The 15,189-nt window shown below is 73.4% G+C and carries 12 protein-coding genes; 6 read left to right on the forward strand and 6 right to left on the reverse strand.

What is annotated here, in order from left to right; all coding sequences use genetic code 11:
- The first annotated feature begins 90 nt into the window (after positions 1-90).
- Positions 91-2,643 carry an ATP-dependent Clp protease ATP-binding subunit gene (locus tag LG379_RS01735; protein ID WP_225752874.1) on the forward strand — a complete coding sequence of 851 codons (2,553 nt, stop codon included), beginning with the start codon at positions 91-93 and terminating at the stop codon, positions 2,641-2,643.
- A gap of 227 nt (positions 2,644-2,870) precedes the next feature.
- A complete protein-coding gene (locus LG379_RS01740; protein WP_225752875.1) occupies positions 2,871-4,373 on the forward strand; it encodes a glycosyltransferase family 2 protein in 1,503 nt (500 codons plus the stop codon).
- A 55-nt stretch (positions 4,374-4,428) separates the two neighbouring features.
- Here the strand turns inward: LG379_RS01740 and LG379_RS01745 are convergent, their stop codons facing one another.
- Positions 4,429-4,893 carry a tRNA (cytidine(34)-2'-O)-methyltransferase gene (locus LG379_RS01745; protein WP_225752876.1) on the reverse strand — a complete coding sequence of 155 codons (465 nt, stop codon included), beginning with the start codon at positions 4,891-4,893 and terminating at the stop codon, positions 4,429-4,431.
- Between the two features lie 104 nt (positions 4,894-4,997).
- Between LG379_RS01745 and LG379_RS01750 the strand changes: the two genes are divergently transcribed.
- Together LG379_RS01750 and LG379_RS01755 are read left to right on the forward strand one after the other, a co-directional pair.
- Positions 4,998-5,984, forward strand: coding sequence for an NAD-dependent epimerase/dehydratase family protein (locus LG379_RS01750; RefSeq protein ID WP_225752877.1), 987 nt, complete (start codon positions 4,998-5,000; stop codon positions 5,982-5,984).
- Between the two features lie 80 nt (positions 5,985-6,064).
- Positions 6,065-6,370 (forward strand): DUF2087 domain-containing protein, encoded by a 306-nt coding sequence (locus LG379_RS01755; RefSeq protein WP_225752878.1) that lies wholly within the window; start codon positions 6,065-6,067, stop codon positions 6,368-6,370.
- 56 nt (positions 6,371-6,426) lie between these two features.
- Here LG379_RS01755 and LG379_RS01760 read toward each other — a convergent pair whose 3' ends face one another.
- The gene (locus LG379_RS01760; protein WP_225752879.1) at positions 6,427-7,638 is read right to left on the reverse strand and encodes an alpha-hydroxy acid oxidase; all 1,212 of its coding nucleotides are present in this window, start codon (positions 7,636-7,638) and stop codon (positions 6,427-6,429) included.
- A gap of 96 nt (positions 7,639-7,734) precedes the next feature.
- On the opposite strand from LG379_RS01760, the gene mgrA reads away from it, so the two are divergent.
- Complete coding sequence (mgrA, locus tag LG379_RS01765) at positions 7,735-8,763, forward strand: L-glyceraldehyde 3-phosphate reductase (protein ID WP_225752880.1); 1,029 nt, start codon at positions 7,735-7,737, stop codon at positions 8,761-8,763.
- Positions 8,764-8,769: 6 nt separating this feature from the next.
- On the opposite strand, the gene LG379_RS01770 is transcribed toward mgrA, so the two are convergent.
- The 3 genes from LG379_RS01770 to LG379_RS01780 all read right to left on the reverse strand — a co-directional run bounded on the left by LG379_RS01770 (position 8,770) and on the right by LG379_RS01780 (position 12,597).
- Complete coding sequence (locus LG379_RS01770) at positions 8,770-9,435, reverse strand: SRPBCC family protein (RefSeq protein ID WP_225752881.1); 666 nt, start codon at positions 9,433-9,435, stop codon at positions 8,770-8,772.
- A gap of 60 nt (positions 9,436-9,495) precedes the next feature.
- Complete coding sequence (recQ, locus tag LG379_RS01775) at positions 9,496-11,556, reverse strand: DNA helicase RecQ (RefSeq protein WP_225752882.1); 2,061 nt, start codon at positions 11,554-11,556, stop codon at positions 9,496-9,498.
- 81 nt (positions 11,557-11,637) lie between these two features.
- Positions 11,638-12,597 (reverse strand): AEC family transporter, encoded by a 960-nt coding sequence (locus LG379_RS01780; protein ID WP_225752883.1) that lies wholly within the window; start codon positions 12,595-12,597, stop codon positions 11,638-11,640.
- 111 nt (positions 12,598-12,708) lie between these two features.
- Between LG379_RS01780 and LG379_RS01785 the strand changes: the two genes are divergently transcribed.
- A complete protein-coding gene (locus LG379_RS01785; protein WP_225752884.1) occupies positions 12,709-13,470 on the forward strand; it encodes a deoxyribonuclease IV in 762 nt (253 codons plus the stop codon).
- 100 nt (positions 13,471-13,570) lie between these two features.
- Here the strand turns inward: LG379_RS01785 and glpK are convergent, their stop codons facing one another.
- Positions 13,571-15,088: a glycerol kinase GlpK gene (glpK, locus tag LG379_RS01790; RefSeq protein ID WP_225752885.1), complete on the reverse strand. Its 1,518-nt coding sequence runs from the start codon at positions 15,086-15,088 to the stop codon at positions 13,571-13,573.
- Between the last annotated feature and the right edge of the window lie 101 nt (positions 15,089-15,189).

Raw genomic sequence — 15,189 nt, forward strand, 5'->3', positions numbered from 1 at the left:
TGATCGGATCACGCCTGCGGCGAACACGGGCAGTACGGCCCTACCCCCGCCGTTAGCCTGGCAGGACGACATCCCTGGCAAGGAGCGCAGATGTTCGAGAGATTCACCGACCGTGCCCGTCGCGTGGTGGTCCTCGCCCAGGAAGAGGCGAGGATGCTCAACCACAACTACATCGGGACCGAGCACATCCTGCTCGGGCTCATCCACGAGGGCGAAGGCGTCGCCGCCAAGGCCCTGGAGTCGCTCGGCATCTCCCTCGACGCCGTCCGCTCGCAGGTCCAGGAGATCATCGGCGAGGGCCAGCAGGCCCCCTCGGGTCACATCCCCTTCACGCCCCGCGCGAAGAAGGTCCTCGAGCTGTCCCTGCGCGAGGCCCTGCAGCTGGGCCACAACTACATCGGCACCGAGCACATCCTGCTCGGCCTCATCCGCGAGGGTGAGGGCGTCGCCGCGCAGGTCCTCAACAAGCTCGGCGCGGACCTCAACCGCGTGCGGCAGCAGGTCATCCAGCTCCTGTCCGGCTACCAGGGCAAGGAGCCCGTGGCGTCCGGCGGGCCCGCGGAGGGCCAGCCGTCCGGCTCCGCCGTCCTCGACCAGTTCGGCCGGAACCTCACCCAGGCCGCGCGCGAGGGCAAGCTCGACCCCGTCATCGGGCGCGAGAAGGAGATCGAGCGGGTCATGCAGGTGCTGTCCCGCCGCACCAAGAACAACCCCGTCCTCATCGGCGAGCCCGGCGTCGGCAAGACCGCCGTCGTCGAGGGCCTGGCGCAGGACATCGTCCGCGGGGACGTGCCGGAGACGCTCAAGGACAAGCAGCTCTACACGCTCGACCTCGGCGCCCTGGTCGCCGGGTCGCGCTACCGCGGTGACTTCGAGGAGCGCCTGAAGAAGGTGCTCAAGGAGATCCGCACGCGCGGCGACATCATCCTGTTCATCGACGAGATCCACACCCTCGTCGGGGCGGGTGCCGCCGAGGGCGCGATCGACGCGGCGAGCATCCTCAAGCCGATGCTGGCCCGCGGGGAGCTCCAGACGATCGGCGCCACCACCCTCGAGGAGTACCGCAAGCACGTCGAGAAGGACGCGGCCCTCGAGCGCCGGTTCCAGCCGATCCAGGTCGCCGAGCCGAACCTCAAGCACGCGATCGAGATCCTCAAGGGTCTGCGCGACCGCTACGAGGCGCACCACCGCGTCTCCATCACCGACGGCGCCCTCGTGGCCGCGGCGCAGCTCGCGGACCGCTACGTCAACGACCGGTTCCTGCCGGACAAGGCGATCGACCTCATCGACGAGGCGGGCGCGCGCCTGCGCATCCGCCGGATGACCGCCCCGCCGGAGCTGCGCGAGCTCGACGAGAAGATCGCCGAGGCGCGGCGCGACAAGGAGTCGGCGATCGACGAGCAGGACTTCGAGAAGGCCGCGCGCCTGCGCGACGTCGAGAAGCAGCTGGGCGTCCAGCGGGCCGACAAGGAGAAGGCCTGGAAGTCCGGCGACCTCGACACGGTCGCGGAGGTCGACGAGGAGCTCATCGCCGAGGTGCTGGCGCTGTCCACCGGCATCCCGGTGTTCAAGCTCACCGAGGAGGAGTCCAGCCGGCTCCTGCACATGGAGGACGAGCTGCACAAGCGGATCGTCGGCCAGCAGGACGCCATCAAGGCGCTCTCGCAGGCCATCCGCCGCACGCGGGCGGGGCTCAAGGACCCGAAGCGTCCGGGTGGGTCGTTCATCTTCGCCGGCCCCACGGGCGTCGGGAAGACGGAGCTCGCCAAGGCGCTCGCGGAGTTCCTCTTCGGCGACGAGGACGCGCTCATCCAGCTCGACATGAGCGAGTTCTCCGAGAAGCACACCGTCTCGCGGCTGTTCGGCTCGCCCCCCGGCTACGTCGGGTACGACGAGGGTGGCCAGCTCACGGAGAAGGTGCGCCGTCGGCCGTTCTCGGTCGTGCTCTTCGACGAGGTCGAGAAGGCCCACGCGGACATCTTCAACTCGCTGCTGCAGATCCTCGAGGACGGTCGCCTGACCGACTCGCAGGGCCGGGTGGTCGACTTCAAGAACACCGTCATCATCATGACCACCAACCTCGGCACGCGGGACATCGCCAAGGGCGTCCAGACCGGCTTCCAGGCCGGCGGCGACCTGTCGACGTCCTACGAGCGGATGAAGGCGAAGGTCAACGACGAGCTCAAGCAGCACTTCCGGCCCGAGTTCCTCAACCGCGTCGACGACGTGGTGGTGTTCCCGCAGCTGACGCAGGACGAGATCATCCAGATCGTCGACCTGATGATCGCCCGCCTCGCAGGACGCCTCAGGGACAAGGACATGGGCATCGAGCTCACGCCCGCGGCCAAGCGGCTGCTCGCCGAGAAGGGCTACGACCCGGTGCTCGGTGCGCGTCCGCTGCGTCGCGCGATCCAGCGCGAGATCGAGGACGCGCTGTCCGAGAAGATCCTGTTCGGGGAGCTCCGTCCGGGTCAGACGGTCGTGGTCGACGCCCAGGGCGAGGGCCTGCTCGGGGAGTTCATCTTCCGCGGCATCGGCAAGGAGGGGGACGTCTCCGACGTCGAGCCCGTCGGTGTGGCGGTCTCCGCCATGCCGCCGCTGACGACGACGGACGAGGCCCCGAAGACCGGCACGGAGTCCTGAGCCCGGGGACGCCACGCCGGTCCTGACCGGCACCGACGCCCCACCCGACGCCCGGGTCGCGAGAGCTCCTCTCGCGGCCCGGGCGTCGTCGTGTGCCGGAATCACCCGCCGGCAGTCGTCCGCTGTGCACCGGTTGGTCCCGGTTCGCCACGGCCGGCGCGGAACTTCACCCGCCGCACCACGGTGACCGCGCTCATCCGGCGGCGGACGCGACCCGAATGAGGGATGTGCCTCTCCTTCGCCGCCGTCGCGCGACCCTCGCCGATCCCCTTGGGGACGGCCCTACCGTCGAGTCGCTGCTCGCCGCGCCACCGCTGCTGCCGGACGACGTCCTCACCAGCGCGCCGCTGCCCACGCAGCGCACGGGAGACGGCATCGAGGCCCGGTCGTCGGACGCCGGCGGCCCGACGGTCGTCGAGCAGCGCCGGGACCGCTACGTCCCCGTGCAGCACAAGTTCGCGCTGGCCGCCGTCGGCGCCGCCGTGTGGGTGGCGCTCGCCGTGGTCCTCTCCGGCCCGTGGGTCGCCGACCTGTCACCGGTCGTCGGTCCGGTGGGGGCGTGGGTGATCGTCGTCCTCGTCGCGTACCTCCCCGGCGGGATCGTCGCGTTCCTGGCCTTCTCCCTCGCCATGGACCGCCAGCCGCCGCTGCGCGTGGCGGACCCCACGACGCCCCTGACGATCGTCATCGCGGCGCGCAACGAGGAGGTGGGGATCGTCCCCACCCTCCGGTCCCTGGGCGCCGTGGAGTACGCGGGCCGCGTCGACGTCATCCTCGCGGACAACGGCTCCACCGACGGCACGGTCGCGGCGGCGCTGGCCGCGGCCGAGGAGTTCGGCATCGCGCTGCGGGTCGTGCACCAGACGATGCCCGGCAAGGCGCACGCGCTCAACGCCGCGCTCCTGGAGGTGACGACGCCGCTCGTCGTCACCGTCGACGCGGACACCCTCCTGCACCGGGAGGCGCTGCGCCGTCTCGTGTCCCGGCTGGAGTCCGCCCCGGCGGACACGGTCGCCGTCGCCGGTTCGGTCCTCGTCCGGAACTCCCGCGAGAACCTCCTCACCCGGATGCAGGAGTGGGACTACTACCTCGGGATCACCGCGGTGAAGCGGATGCAGGGCCTCTACCAGTCCACCCTCGTCGCCCAGGGCGCCTTCTCGGTCTACCGCACCGACGACGTCCGCCGCGTGGGGGGCTGGCCGGACGCCATCGGCGAGGACATCGTCGTCACGTGGCGCCTCATGGAGGGCGGCAACCGCGTCTTCTTCGAGCCGACCGCCGTGGCCTTCACGGACGTGCCGGCGCAGACCCGGCACTTCGTCCGGCAGCGCGCCCGCTGGGCCCGCGGGATGCTCGAGGGCATCCGCGCCGTGCCGCCGTGGCGGCAGGACCGGACGCTGACGAAGCTCGTCGCCGGGGTGGACCTGGTCATCCCGTTCCTCGACATCGGCTACGGCCTCATCTGGCTGCCCGGCGTCGTCCTCTTCGCGCTCGGGTACCCGCTCATCGTGTCGGCGTGGACGCTGCTCGTCCTGCCCGTCACCCTGCTCGTCTACGGCACGCTGCGCCGGTTCCAGTCCCGGCACGTGTTCGACCCGCTGGACCTCCGGGTCCGCCGCAACCGCGGCGGGTACCTCGCCTTCCTGCTGCTGTACCAGGTGCTGTGCTCGACGGCCTCGCTCGTGGGCTACACGCAGTTCCTCGCCGGGACGCGCCGCCGCTGGAAGTGAGCCGGCGGCGCCGGACCGCGGGTGCGGTCCGCGATGGGGGGTGCCGACGAGGGCTTCAGACCCCGCCCGGGAAGCCGAGCTGCCGCCACGCCTCGTAGGTCGCGACCGCCGCGGCGTTGGAGAGGTTCATCGAGCGGCGCCCCGGGAGCATCGGGATGCGGACCTGCGCGCTGACCTCGGGGCGCGCCAGCACCTCGGCGGGGAGCCCGGTCGGCTCGGCGCCGAAGAGCAGGACGTCGTCGTCGCGGTACAGGACGTCCGTGGAGCGGGTCGCCGCCTGCGTGGTGAAGGCGATGACGCGTGCCGGCGCGACGGCCGCGAACGCGGCGTCCAGGTCCGGGTGCACGACGACGTGCGCGAGGTCGTGGTAGTCCAGGCCCGCGCGCCGCAGCCGGGCCTCGGACATGTCGAACCCCAGCGGCTCCACCAGGTGCAGCTCCGCACCCGTCCCGGCGCACATCCGGATCGCGTTGCCGGTGTTCCCGGCGATGCGGGGCTCGACGAACATGACGCGCAGCACGACGACGATCGTGCCACCCGACGACGCCGCAGGCGGCTGTGCGTCGGCGTCCGCCCTCGGCTGATCCCCTTCCCCGCGGTGGCCGGCGCGGGCAGGCTCTGCCCATGCACCTCCTCGTCCTCGGCGGCACCGGGTTCCTCAGCGGCGAGGTCGTCCGTGCCGCCCTGTCCTCCGGCCATCGCGTCACCGCGGTCACGCGCGGCCGACGACCCGAGCCGGGCGCCGACGCTCCCGCCGTGCGCTCCGTGCGGGCGGACCGCGACGACGTCGCCGCCCTCACGGAAGCCTTCGCACCGGTGCTCGCCGACGACGCGCCGGACGCCGTCGTCGACTGCTGCGGCTACACGGTGGACGGGGCCCGTGCGGCGGCGGACGCGCTCGCCGGCGTGCCGCGGTACGTCTACGTCAGCAGCATCAGCGCGTACCGGGACTGGCCGCCCGGCCCCGTCCCGGACGAGAGCGCGCCGACGTTCGGGTCCGAGGCCTCGCCGGAGGAGTACGGACCGATGAAGGCCCAGAGCGAGCGCGTCCTCGAGGACGCGTTCGGGAACCGGCTGCTGTCGGCGCGGGCGGGCCTCATCGTCGGCCCGGGGGACCGGACGCTCCGCCTCACGAGCTGGCTGCACCGGATCGCGACGGCGGACCGCGTGGTCGTCCCGGCGACGGGCGACGTGCCGGTCGCCTTCGTGGACGTGCGGGACCTCGCCGGCTGGCTCGTGGTGGCGGCGGGTGCTGACTGGTCGGGCCCGGTCAACGCCACCGGACCGGTGGGCATGACGACGTACGGCGGGATGCTCGCAGCGTGCCGGGACGCCGTCGTGGCGAGCGGGGCACCCGCGGCAGAGCTCGTCCCGGTGCCGCCGGCGCGGCTGCTCGAGGCGGGGGTCGAGCCCTGGACGGACCTGCCGTTCTGGCTGCCCGACGACGTCGCCGCGACCGCCTGGCAGGTCGGCACCGCGCGCGCCCGGGAGCTGGGGCTGCCGAGCCGCCCGATCGAGGACACCGTGCGCGACACGTGGCGGTGGCTGGCCACCGCCGGTCTGGAGCAACCGCCGGTCCCCGACCGCGTCGATCCCCGCGCGTTCGCCTGACCCCCGGTGACCCCCGTGCCCGCCCGCGAACGGCTGAGAGAGGGCGAGCCCGGGGCCGGTCGCCGACGTACGCTCGAACGGTGGACCTCCCCGAGCTGCAGCCCGCGCCGCCGCCGGACCGGTTCCTCGTCCGCGGCCGGCTCGAGACGCTGCCGCGCCGACGGGCGGACCGGGACCTCGTCTTCCGCTACCTCGCGGCGCGTGTGCTGGCCGTCCACGATCCCGTGGGCGAGCGCGAGCTGACCGAGCGCCTCGCCGAGCTCGCGCGTGACCCCGTCGGCCTGCGCCGCGAGCTCGTCGACGCCGGCATCGTCACGCGCACGCGGGACGGCAGCGAGTACTGGCGGACCGTGGTCACGGAGTTCGACGACCTCTCCCGGGTCTGACCGGGGGCGGGTGTCCGGTGGTGCCCGCAGCCCCGGCAGGGCGGGAGGACGGCGCCTCAGGGGAGCCGGACGTGCTGCGGCCCGAGCTCGTCGACCCGCGACACCCCTAGCAGCGCCATGGTGCGCCGCACCTCGCGCGTGAGGATCTGCGCCGCCCGGTCGACGCCGCGCTCGCCGCCGGCCATGAGCCCGTACAGGTAGGCGCGCCCGACCATCGTCGTCGTGGCGCCGAGGGCCAGGGCCGCGACGACGTCGCCCCCGCTGAGGATCCCCGTGTCGAGCCACACCTCGGTGCGGTCGCCGACGGCCTCCACCACGTCCGGGAGCAGCCGCAGCGGCACCGGGGCCCGGTCGAGCTGCCGCCCGCCGTGGTTCGACAGGACGACGGCGTCCGCCCCGGCGTCGGTGACGCGGCGGGCGTCGTCGACGGTCTGCACGCCCTTGATGACGAGCGGGCCGTCCCACGCGGACCGCACCCACTCCAGGTCGGCGATGGTCATCGTCGGGTCGAAGAGCTCGTCGAGCAGGTCGGCGACCGTGCCGTCCCAGCTGGACAGGGAGGCGAACTCCAGCGGCGCCGTCGTCAGCAGGTCGACCCACCAGTGCGGGTGCAGCGCGGCGTCGACGACGGTGCGCGCGGTGAGCGCGGGCGGGATGGAGAAGCCGTTGCGCACGTCGCGCAGGCGCGCGCCGGCGACCGGGACGTCCACGGTGAGCACGAGCGCCTCGTACCCGGCGGCGCGGGCGCGGGCCATGAGGTCCTCGCCGGCCGCGCGGTCCTTCCAGACGTACAGCTGGAACCACTTGCGCGCCTCCGGTCCGGCGGCCGCGACGTCCTCGATCGACGTGGTGCCCATCGTCGACAGCGTGTACGGGATGCCCCGGCGCTGCGCGACGCGGACGACGGCCTCCTCGCCCTCGTGGTGCATGAGCCGCGTGAACCCGGTCGGGGCGAAGGCGAACGGCACCGCGGCGGGCGCACCGAGGACCGTCGTCGTCGTGTCGACCGCCGACACGTCCCGCAGCACGGACGGCTGCAGCTCCAGGTCCCGGAAGAGCCGGCGCGCGCGGCGCAGGCTGATCTCCGCCTCGGCGGCGCCGTCGGTGTAGTCGAAGACCGACCGGGGCGCGCGGCGGCGGGCGACCCGGCGCAGCTCGACGACGGTGTGGGCGCGGGCGAGCCGCCGGCGCGTCGGGTCGAGGTCGAGCCGCTCGAAGCGCGCGAGGGGCGCGAGCTCCGACCAGCGGGGCAGCTGACGACGCGTCATGGAGGGGCGACCTCGACTCTCCTGGGTGGGACGTCGCCACCGTAGTCCCGTGCGGCACGCCGCGTCGGCCGGTGTCCGCGGCCCTACGGTGGGCACGTGACCCCCCACGCCGCGGCCGACGACCGCTACGACGCCATGGAGTACCGCCGCTGCGGCCGGAGCGGGCTCGACCTGCCGGCGCTCGCCCTCGGGCTGTGGCACAACTTCGGGCACACCAAGGCGTTCGAGACGCAACGGGCGATCCTGCTGCGCGCGTTCGACCTCGGGCTCACGCACCTGGACCTGGCCAACAACTACGGCCCGCCGCCGGGATCAGCGGAGGAGGCCGCGGGCCGCGTCCTCGCGACCGACCTCGCGCCGTACCGCGACGAGCTGGTCGTCTCCACGAAGGCCGGCTACGACATGTGGCCCGGTCCGTACGGGGACGGGGGCTCGCGGAAGTACTTGCTGTCGAGCCTGGACCAGTCCCTCGCGCGGCTCGGCCTGGAGTACGTCGACATCTTCTACAGCCACCGCTTCGACCCGACGACGCCCCTGGAGGAGACCATGGGCGCGCTGCACACAGCGGTGACGAGCGGGCGCGCGCTGTACGCCGGCGTCTCGAACTACTCCCCGTCGCAGACCCGGGAGGCGGCGCGGATCCTCGCGGACCTCGGGACGCCCCTGCTCATCCACCAGCCCAGCTACTCGATGTTCAACCGGCACGTCGAGCAGGTCGCCGACGGCGAGACCGAGACGCTCCTCGACGCGGTGGAGGACCTCGGCGTCGGGACGATCGTCTTCAGCCCGCTGCAGCAGGGCCTCCTCACCGGGCGGTACCTGACCGGCGAGATCCCCGCGGACTCCCGCGCCGCCGTCGGGCACTTCCTCACACCGGAGCGCATCTCCGGGACCTATCTCGAACGCGCGCGGGCGCTCGCGGCGATCGCCGAGCAGCGCGGCCAGGGCCTCGCGCAGCTCGCGCTGCAGTGGGTGCTGCGCGACCGTCGCGTCACCAGCGCGCTCATCGGGGCGAGCAGCGTCGGGCAGCTCGAGGACAACGTCGCCGCGTTGCAGGGCCCACCGCTCACCGACGAGGAGCTCGCCGCGATCGAGGAGCACGCCGTCGACGGCACGGGCCGCTGACCGGGGTCAGGGCGCCGGCGCCACCTCGGCACGGTCGCGGATCCCGCGGAGCATGCGCTCGGTCATGAGGAGGCTCACCCAGGAGAAGCCCTCGACCAGCGCCGGCGCCGAGCGGGTCAGGTACACGTAGCGCTCGCGGACGAGGAGCCGGGTGCCGACGGCTCCGGGGCGCAGGACGAAGGCCCAGGAGAAGTCGTAGGGCACGGTCGCCTCCTCCGCCGAGGGTGCCTTGCCCAGCGCGACGAGTGCGCGCGGCGGGTCCACGAGCGCGACCTCCAGCGCGAACTCCGGGTGCAGCGGGAACGGGTCGCCCACCTGCACGTCCTGCCACGCCGGCTCGACCCGGTCGGCGCTGCGGATGTCGCACCCGGCGAGGGTCTCCAGCACGTCGTAGCTGTAGAAGCCGGCGCGGCCCTGCCCCAGCTGCGCCACCCACGGCCACACGTCCGACGGCGGCGCGGCGATGTCGACCGCGCGCGTCGCGACGGCGTGGGCATCCGGCAGGAGGCTGTCGCCCTCCAGGGTCGCGGCCACCTCGGCGGGCGTCGCCCCGAAGGTGCGCCCCCACCGGCGGGCACGCGGGTACACGGAGGCGGCCGCGACGCCGACGGCGGCTGCCGTGGCGGCGAGGGTGCGGGCGGTGCCGGGTCGGTCGAGCGTGCGTGTCGTCATGGGGCCACGCAACGCCCGCCGTGCCGACGCCGCCAGGGACCAGGGTCCTGGCGGACCTCCTCAGCCCGCGAGGGCCGCCAGGACGCCGTCGGCGTAGCGCTCGAGCTTCGCGGCGCCCACGCCGGCGACGGTGCCCAGCTCCTCCCGCGAGCCCGGGCGGCGTGACGCGATCTCGCGCAGCGTCGCGTCGTGGAAGACGACGTAGGCGGGCACGCCCTGCTCCTTGGCGACCCCGGCGCGCCACGAGCGCAGGGTCTCGAACGTCCGCAGTGCGGCGTCGTCGAGTCCCTCGGCAGCCGCCGCCTTCTTCGCGCCCCCTGATGCGCCTGGGCGCGACCGGCGTGCACGTTCGGCCCGCTCGGGCTCGCGCCGCAGCAGCACCTCCCGCTCCCCGCGCAGGACGGCGCCGCTCGCCTCGGTGACGTGGAGGGTGCCGTAGCCGTCGGTGTCCACGCCGAGCAGGCCCTGGGCGAGCACCTGGCGGACGACGCCACGCCACTGGTTCTCGCTGAGGTCCGTGCCGACGCCGAACGTGCTCAGCGCCGCGTGCCCGAGCTGCGTGACGCGCGGCGTCTCCCGCCCGAGCAGGATGTCGACGAGGTGGCCGGCGCCGTACCGCTGCCCGCGCTCCCGCTCCAGCCGGACGACGGTGCTGAGCAGCTTCTGCACCGCCACGGTGCCGTCCCACGTGTCCTGCGGCTCCAGGCACGTGTCGCAGTTGCCGCACGGCTCGGCGTCCTGGCCGAAGTACGCGAGCATCTGCACGCGGCGGCAGGAGACCGTCTCGCACAGGGCGAGCATCGCGTCCAGGTGCGCACCGAGGCGACGCCGGTGGGCGGCGTCGCCGTCGGAGGTGTCGATCATCCGGCGCTGCTGGACGACGTCCTGGAGGCCGTACGCCAGCCACGCCGTCGACGGCAGCCCGTCGCGGCCCGCGCGCCCGGTCTCCTGGTAGTACCCCTCGACCGACTTCGGCAGGTCCAGGTGCGCGACGAACCGCACGTCCGGCTTGTCGATCCCCATGCCGAACGCGATCGTCGCGACCATGACCAGGCCGTCCTCCCGCAGGAACCGCGCCTGGTTCTCCTGCCGGACCCGCCGGTCGAGCCCCGCGTGGTACGGGAGCGCGGGGATGCCGTTGCCGCTGAGGAGCTCCGCCGTCTGCTCCACCGACGCGCGCGAGAGGCAGTAGACGATCCCGGAGTCGCCGGCGTGCTCGGCGCGGAGCAGGTCCAGGAGCTGCGACCGCGCGTTCGCCTTCGGCACGACGCGGTAGCGGATGTTCGGCCGGTCGAAGCTCGCGACGAACTGCCGCGCGTCCTCCAGCCGGAGGCGCGTGGCGATCTCCTCCCGCGTGGCCTGCGTCGCCGTCGCCGTGAGGGCGATGCGCGGGACGTCCGGCCACCGCTCGTGGAGCATGGACAGGCCGAGGTAGTCCGGCCGGAAGTCGTGCCCCCACTGGGACACGCAGTGCGCCTCGTCGATGGCGAACAGCGCGATGCACGCCCGGTCCAGCAGCTCCAGGGTCGCGGGGACGCGCAGGCGCTCCGGTGCGAGGTACAGCAGGTCGAGCTCACCGGCCAGCAGCGCCCGCTCGACGTCGCGCCGCTGGTACCCGTCCTGCGTCGAGTTGAGGAACCCGGCCCGCACCCCGAGCGCGGACAGCGCGTCCACCTGGTCCTGCATGAGGGCGATGAGCGGTGAGACGACGACGCCCGTGCCGGCCCGCACCAGCGACGGGATCTGGTAGCACAGCGACTTCCCGCCGCCCGTGGGCATGAGGACGACGGCGTCCCCGCCGCCGACGACGGTCCGGACGATCTCCTCCTGCTCGCCGCGGAAGGAGTCGTACCCGAAGACCGTCCTGAGCACCTCGAGCGGGTCGGGCCGCGGGCCGTCGTCGGGCACGGCACGGTGCGGTGACGCGCCGACGGGCGCCGTGCCCTGGGCGCCGTCGGGCGCGGCATGCCGACCGGTCCGCCGACCGCGAGGGCCGACGGCGCCCTCGGGCGGCGCGGCGTGAACGTCGGGCGGCGCCTGGTCGTACCAGGGGTCGAACGGCGGCTCGTCGTCGAGCGGCGGCTCGAGCGGCGGCAGGTCGTCGAAGGTCCCGGCGGTCACCGGGTCACCCTACGGCGGCCACCTGACACGCCCGCCCGCGTCCCCAGCCCCGCCCGGGGGCTCTCCCCAGTCATGCCGGGCTCACCCGAGGGTGGCGGCCACGACGAGCACCGCGGGCACGGCCAGCACGGTCGTCGTCAGCCCGGCGTCCCGCGCGACCGTCCGCCCGGCACCGTAGTGCAGCGCGTAGACGAGCACGTTCTGGGCCGTCGGCAGGGCGGCCATCGTCGTGACCGCCAGGAGCGCCGGACCCTCCAGCCCCACGAGGGTGCCGAGGCCGAAGGCCAGAGCCGGGTGCACGACCGACCGCAGCACCGTGACCAGCGCCAGCTCGCGGGTGAGCATCCGGTGCTCCTCCACCCGCGGGGCGGACAGCGACATCCCGAAGGCCAGGAGCGCCAGGGGTGCGGCAGCGGCGCCGACGATCCGGAACGGTTCGTAGACGACCTCCGGCAGGTCCCACGGGAGCGCGGCGAGGAGGAGACCGACGACCGCCGCGATGATGATCGGGTTCCGCGCCGTGCGCCCGACGACGGCCCGGGCGGCCGACGGAGCGTCGGCCGTCGCGCTGCCGGGACCGACCGGGCGCGCGCCCCGGGCGCGGGTGGTCTCGAGGATCGTGAACGTGATGGGCGCGAGCACGAGGAGCTGGAACAGCAGCGTCGGCACGACGGCGACGGCGTCGCCCAGGACGTACACCGCCACCGGGATGCCGACGTTGGCGGCGTTGAGGTAGGACGCGGCCAGGACGCCCAGGGCCGCCTCGTCGACGGGGTGGCGCCACACCCCGCGCAGCACGAGCACCGCCGTCAGCGCCACCACCGCGGTGCTGGCCGCCGTCACGAGCGCGACGCGCGAGAGGAGCAGGTGCAGGTCCGCGTGGGCGATCGTCACGACGAGGAGGGCGGGCGCCGCGACGACGAAGACGACGCGAGCGAGGGCCTCGTCGGCGTGGCGCCCGAGGAGTCCGGTGCGGCCGAGGAGCCAGCCCACGGCGGCGATCGCCGCCATGGCGCCGAGCGCTCCGAGGACCCCGGTCACCCGGCGATCCTCCCACCGACGGCTCCGGGTGGCGGCCCCCGTCCCGGGCGTCCTCACGCCCGCGGCTAGCCTGACGGGGTCCACGTCCCTCGTCCGACCGGAGGCCCGCCCATGGTGCTCATCGGAGCGCACGTCCGCGACGACGACCCGGTGGCCGCGGCACGCGCCGTCGGCGCCGAGGCGGTCCAGGTCTTCGCCGGCGACCCCCAGGGCTGGAAGAAGCCACAGCCCCGCGACGACGCGCAGGAGATCCGGGAGTCGGGTCTCGGCGTCTACGTCCACGCGCCGTACCTGGTGAACGTGGCGTCGACGAACAACCGGATCCGCATCCCGAGCCGGAACATGATCGCCCAGCATGCGGCGGCGGCCGCGGGGCTCGGCGCGACGGGTCTCATCGTGCACGGCGGGCACGTCGGCGACGGCGACGACGTCGCGACCGGCGTCGAGAACTGGCGCAAGACCTTCGAGCGCGCCACGTTCCCGGTCCGGGTCCTGGTCGAGAACACCGCGGGAGGCGAGAACGCGTGCGCGCGTCACCTGGACCGCATCGCCCGCCTGTGGGACGCCATCGGCGGGTACGACGTCGGCTTCTGCCTGGACACCTGCCACGCCTGGGCGGCGGGGGAGGACCTCGAGACGGTCGTCGAGCGCCTCGTCGCGGTGACGGGCCGCATCGACCTCGTCCACGCCAACAGCTCGCGCGACCCGTTCGCGTCGAGCCGGGACCGGCACGCGAGCTTCGGCACCGGCACCATCCCGCCCGAGCTCCTCGCGCACGTGGTGCGCGAGGCGGGGTGCGACGTCATCGTCGAGACGCCGGCGGAGCGTCAGGCGGAGGACATCGCGTTCCTGCGGGCCGCGCTCGCGGGCTGAGGGGTCGGGGACGGGGACGGGGCCCCACGCCTGTGGCGTGAGGCCCCGTCCTGGTGCTGCCGTCGTGCTGCGGGCCGCTGTGCCGGCCCGGGCGGGACGGTCAGTCGACGTCCGCGTCGACCCAGTCGAAGGACTTGGTGACGGCCTTCTTCCAGTTGCGGTAGGTCTTGTCGCGCGCCTCGGAGTCCATGTTCGGCTCCCAGCGCTTGTCCTCGGCCCAGTTGTCGATGACGTCCTGCTCGCCCTGCCAGAAGCCCACGGCGATGCCCGCGGCGTAGGCGGCGCCGAGCGCCGTCGTCTCCGCGACCTTCGGCCGGATGACCGGCACGCCGAGGATGTCCGCCTGGAACTGCATGAGCAGCTCGTTGGCGATCATGCCGCCGTCGACCTTGAGCTCGGTCAGGTCCACGCCCGAGTCCGCGTTCATGGCGTCCAGCACCTCGCGGGTCTGGAAGGCCGTGGCCTCCAGGGCGGCGCGGGCGATGTGGCCCTTGTTGACGTACCGCGTCAGGCCGGCGATGACGCCGCGGGCGTCGCCGCGCCAGTACGGCGCGAAGAGGCCGGAGAACGCCGGGACGATGTACGTGCCACCGTTGTCCTCGACCGTCGCCGCGAGCTGCTCGATCTCCGGCGCCTCCTTGATGAGGCCCAGGTTGTCGCGCAGCCACTGCACCAGCGAGCCGGTGACGGCGATGGCGCCCTCGAGCGCGTACACCTGGGGCGCGTCGCCGATCTTGTAGCAGACCGTGGTGAGGAGGCCGTTCTTCGACGGCACCGGCGTCGTGCCGGTGTTGAGGAGCATGAAGTTGCCCGTGCCGTAGGTGTTCTTGGCCGAGCCGACCTCGAAGCACGCCTGGCCGAAGGTCGCCGCCTGCTGGTCGCCCAGGATGCCCGCGATCGGCACGCCCGGCACCATGCCACCGGCACGGCCCTCTCCGTAGACCTCGGAGGAGGAGCGGATCTCGGGGAGCATGGACATCGGGACGCCCATCTCGCCCGCGATCTCCTCGTTCCACGTGAGCGAGTCGATGTTCATGAGCATCGTGCGGGAGGCGTTGGTGACGTCCGTGACGTGGACGCCGCCGTCGACGCCGCCGGTCATGTTCCACACGACCCACGAGTCGGTGTTGCCGAACGCCAGGTCGCCACGCTCGGCGGCCTCACGGGCACCCTCGACGTTGTCGAGGATCCAGCGGATCTTCGGGCCGGAGAAGTACGTGGCCAGCGGGAGGCCGACGCGCTCCTTGTAGCGGTCGTTGCCCCCACCCAGGGCGGCCAGGTCGTCGGCGATCTTCTGCGTGCGGGTGTCCTGCCACACGATCGCGTTGTAGACCGGCTTGCCGGTCTTGCGGTCCCAGACGACGGCGGTCTCGCGCTGGTTCGTGATGCCGACCGCCGCGATGTCGTTGTGCGTCAGGTTGGCGCGGGTCAGGGCAAGGCCCACGACCTCGCGGGTGTTGACCCAGATCTCCTCGGGGTCGTGCTCGACCCAGCCGGCGCGCGGGAAGATCTGCTCGTGCTCCTTCTGGCCGGTGGAGACGATCGAGCCGGAGTGGTCGAACACGATCGCACGGGTGGACGTGGTGCCCTGGTCGATCGCGAGGATGTAGTCAGCCATGTCAGTCCTTCACCTCTTCGTGGGGGTTGCTGCTGTGCTGGATTCCTGCTGCTGCGGTTCCCGGAAGGCCGTCCGGGGCGGCACTGAGAGCGGTCCGACGA

Source organism: Actinotalea sp. Marseille-Q4924 (assembly GCF_916618755.1).
GTDB lineage: Bacteria > Actinomycetota > Actinomycetes > Actinomycetales > Cellulomonadaceae > Actinotalea.

What these genes read in the sequence shown, in the direction of transcription:
- LG379_RS01785 (WP_225752884.1), top strand. Translation starts at nt 12,709, where the DNA reads ATGGTGCTCATCGGAGCGCACGTCCGCGACGACGACCCGGTGGCCGCG.
- glpK (WP_225752885.1), bottom strand. Translation starts at nt 15,088, where the DNA reads ATGGCTGACTACATCCTCGCGATCGACCAGGGCACCACGTCCACCCGT.
- LG379_RS01735 (WP_225752874.1), top strand. Translation starts at nt 91, where the DNA reads ATGTTCGAGAGATTCACCGACCGTGCCCGTCGCGTGGTGGTCCTCGCC.
- LG379_RS01750 (WP_225752877.1), top strand. Translation starts at nt 4,998, where the DNA reads ATGCACCTCCTCGTCCTCGGCGGCACCGGGTTCCTCAGCGGCGAGGTC.
- LG379_RS01760 (WP_225752879.1), bottom strand. Translation starts at nt 7,638, where the DNA reads ATGACGCGTCGTCAGCTGCCCCGCTGGTCGGAGCTCGCGCCCCTCGCG.
- LG379_RS01770 (WP_225752881.1), bottom strand. Translation starts at nt 9,435, where the DNA reads ATGACGACACGCACGCTCGACCGACCCGGCACCGCCCGCACCCTCGCC.